At 61.9% G+C, this 3,005-nt stretch carries 4 protein-coding genes and 1 pseudogene; 3 read left to right on the top strand and 2 right to left on the bottom strand.

Features of this window, described 5'->3' with window-relative positions:
* Positions 1-94, bottom strand: a pseudogene (locus AC1DT3_RS16705) (exodeoxyribonuclease III); the annotation flags it as partial.
* Between the two features lie 197 nt (positions 95-291).
* On the opposite strand from AC1DT3_RS16705, the gene AC1DT3_RS16700 reads away from it, so the two are divergent.
* Genes AC1DT3_RS16700 through AC1DT3_RS16690 form a run of 3 tightly spaced genes read left to right on the top strand, consistent with a single transcriptional unit; the run spans position 292 to position 1,951 of the window.
* Positions 292-981 carry an aquaporin gene (locus tag AC1DT3_RS16700; RefSeq protein ID WP_477466364.1) on the top strand — a complete coding sequence of 230 codons (690 nt, stop codon included), beginning with the start codon at positions 292-294 and terminating at the stop codon, positions 979-981.
* A 50-nt stretch (positions 982-1,031) separates the two neighbouring features.
* Positions 1,032-1,601 (top strand): dihydrofolate reductase family protein, encoded by a 570-nt coding sequence (locus tag AC1DT3_RS16695; protein ID WP_477466363.1) that lies wholly within the window; start codon positions 1,032-1,034, stop codon positions 1,599-1,601.
* Between the two features lie 47 nt (positions 1,602-1,648).
* Positions 1,649-1,951, top strand: a complete 303-nt coding sequence (locus AC1DT3_RS16690; protein ID WP_477466362.1) for a hypothetical protein — start codon at positions 1,649-1,651, stop codon at positions 1,949-1,951.
* Positions 1,952-1,960: 9 nt separating this feature from the next.
* On the opposite strand, the gene AC1DT3_RS16685 is transcribed toward AC1DT3_RS16690, so the two are convergent.
* On the bottom strand, positions 1,961-3,005 hold a 1,045-nt coding region (locus AC1DT3_RS16685), incomplete at its 5' end, for an alkene reductase (RefSeq protein ID WP_477466361.1).

Below are 3,005 nucleotides of genomic sequence, written 5' to 3'. Positions count from 1 at the left end.
GGCAAAGGACGTCGGGATCTTCCTTTTTGACGAAATCCCCCAAATGGCCGAGCCGCTGCTTGATCGAGTTCACATTCCACGTAGCGATCCGCATCGACTGGCTCCGGCTTTTTTCGAGGAGACGTTCATCCGATGTCTAACCTCAGCTGGCAAGGGCCAAGCTCTTAGCCCGAACAGCTTCCTGTATGCATTGTGTCCTATACGGAAGGTGGTACCTTGCGGCATACCGGAAAAGCCGGAATTGCTTCGTTTCTGTCCCCGCCGGTCCGGCAAGGCGCGATGGAGGATTTCATGGGCAAGTGGTTGGCGGAAGCGTTTGGAACGGCCGTTCTCGTGTTGTTGGGGTGCGGATCGCTTGTCATCGGAGGGTACGGGTCCGCGTTTCCTGTCGGTATTCTTCCTGTCGCCTTGTCCTTCGGCCTCGCCGTCACCGCCATGGCCTATGCGATCGGGCCGATTTCCGGATGCCACATCAACCCGGCCGTTACGCTCGGCGTCTGGTCCGCTGGCCGGATGAGTACCGGCGATGCGGTTGCCTACATCATCGCGCAGTTCATCGGCGGCGCCGTCGGCGCCTTCATTCTCCTGACGATCGTCAGCGGAAAAATCGCTGGATATGACGTCGCCGCGAACGGTCTCGGACAGAACGGTTGGGGTGCCGATTTCCTCGGCGGCTATGGGATGGGCGCGGCGCTGGCGGTCGAAGTCGTCGGGACGTTCTTGTTCGTCTTCGTGATCCTGCGGGCGACCAGCATCGAGTCGCTTGCGGTCATCGCTGGCCTCATCATCGGTCTGACCCTCACGATCATCCATATCGTCTTCGTCAACGTGACTGGAGTTTCGGTCAATCCGGCCCGCTCGTTCGGTCCGGCGATCGTTGTGCGCGGTCAAGCCTTGTCGCAACTCTGGCTTTTCATCATCGCTCCGGCTATCGGTGGGCTCGTGGCGGGTTTGCTCGCCCGCGCGACCACGAATGACTGACACCGTCCGAATCGGGGCCAAAGCCGCCGATCGCTCGGGCAGGGCGCCTGATGAAAAAGCCGAGTGCAATCGAAATCCACGGTTACGCCATCGTCTCCGATGACGACCACATCGCGGACGCGGACGGCATCACGCCCGCCTCCCTGCGCAACGATGCCGACTGGGCATACTTCCAGAGTGAGCTCGATCGGGCCGCCGTCRTCGTCCTGGGACGCCTCGGGCACGAAGCGAATCCCAACGCCAAAGGCCGGCTTCGGCTGGTGCTTTCCTCCGCCGCGGATGGGTTGGAGCGACGCGCCGACGCGTGGTGGTGGAACCCGCATTTGGTGCCCTGGGCAGACGCGATCAAGCGCATCTTGCCGGAAGGTGGCCGCGTTGCGGTGCCTGGCGGGCGCCGCGTCTTCGATTTCTTTCTCGACGCCGGCTACGACGCCTTCCATCTTTCCCGCGCCGAGGGCGTGTTCGTCTCCAAGGGCATCGCACTTTTCTCGGCCTGCGAAAAAGGGAAACGGGCCGAAGTAATTCTCACGGACGAGGGGTTGAAGCCGGGCCCTCGCCAGGTGCTCGATCCAAAAATTCCGGTCAGCTTGACGGTATGGCGGCGCTCGGAAGGCAACTGATGTCCTTCTTCCGCGTTCCCTTTGTAGCAATCGGGGAGAGGTTGGGAATGAGGACTGTCATTTTTTCGATCGTCATCGGCGCCGCGACGCTGGCACTTCCGGCCCTGGCGCAGACCACGACCGCCCCCGGTGCCGGTTCAACCACGTCGCCGCCGAGTTCGGCCACGCCGGGGACCATGCCGCCAGCCGTTCAGACCCGGCCGACCGATCCGCTTGCCACAGGCACGTCACCCGGACGTCGACCCGTCGCACCTTCCGCCATCTCCCCCGCGTCGCGAGACGAGATCATGAAGCGAAAGAGCGACGCGATCGATGCAAAGGTCAAACGCGGCATCTGTCAGGGGTGCTGAACACCTTCGTCAGGCAGCCTTTTCGATAGCCGGATAATCCGTGTATCCCTCGGCGCCGCCGCCATAGAAGGTGGCCCGGTTCGGCTCGTTGAGCGGGGTGTCTTGTCGGAAGCGCTCGACGAGGTCGGGATTGGCGATGAAGAGGCGTCCGAACGCCACCATGTCCGCGCGGCCGCTGGCAATCGCTTCGGCTGCCATCGCACGGTCATATCCGTTGTTGGCGATGTACTTGCCCTTGAAGGCTTTGCGCAAGGCTTGGTAATCGACGTCGACAGCGTCGCGCGCGCCACCGGTGGCGCCTTCGATGATGTGAATGAAGCCGATCCCGCGCGCGTCGAGTTGCTGTACGACGTAACCGAACAAGGCCTGCGGGTCTGAATCTTCGGCGTCGTTCACTTTTGCGGGCGAAAGGCGGATGCCGACGCGGCTCTTGTCCCACACCTTCAAAACGGCCTCGACCACTTCAACCGTCAACCGGGCGCGATTTTCGATCGATCCGCCATAGGCGTCGGAGCGCTTGTTCGATCCGTCCTTCATGAATTGATCGAGCAGATARCCGTTCGCCGCGTGAAGTTCGACACCGTCAAATCCGGCTTCCTTGGCATTGCGGGCGGCCGTTTCGTAATCGCGGACGATCGACTGAATTTCCTTGATTTCGAGAGCGCGCGGCGCCGACACCTCGGCAAATCCGGTTTCGAGAAATGTCTTGGTTTTTGCCTGGATGGCGGAAGGCGCCACGGGCGATCCGCCATTCGGCTGAAGCGAGACGTGGGAGACGCGTCCGACGTGCCACAACTGGATGAAAATACGTCCACCTGCTGCGTGAACGGCGTCCGTCACTTTGCGCCAGCCTGCAATCTGCTCTGCCGAGTGGATCCCTGGAGTCTGGATGTAGCCCTGGCCCTGAGGCGAGATCTGCGATCCCTCCGAAATCAGCAACCCGGCGCTTGCACGCTGCGCATAATATTCCGCGTGAAGGGCGAATGGCGCGTTGGAGCTCGGCGTCGCCCGATTGCGGGTCAGCGGAGCCATGACGAGCCGATTAGGCAATGTG

Source organism: Microvirga sp. P4_G7 (assembly GCF_056401005.1).
This window is presented reverse-complemented; position numbering and strand designations above follow the sequence as displayed.

Coding starts and splice junctions, on each gene's coding strand:
- AC1DT3_RS16690 (WP_477466362.1), top strand. CDS start 1,649: ATGAGGACTGTCATTTTTTCGATCGTCATCGGCGCCGCGACGCTGGCA.
- AC1DT3_RS16700 (WP_477466364.1), top strand. CDS start 292: ATGGGCAAGTGGTTGGCGGAAGCGTTTGGAACGGCCGTTCTCGTGTTG.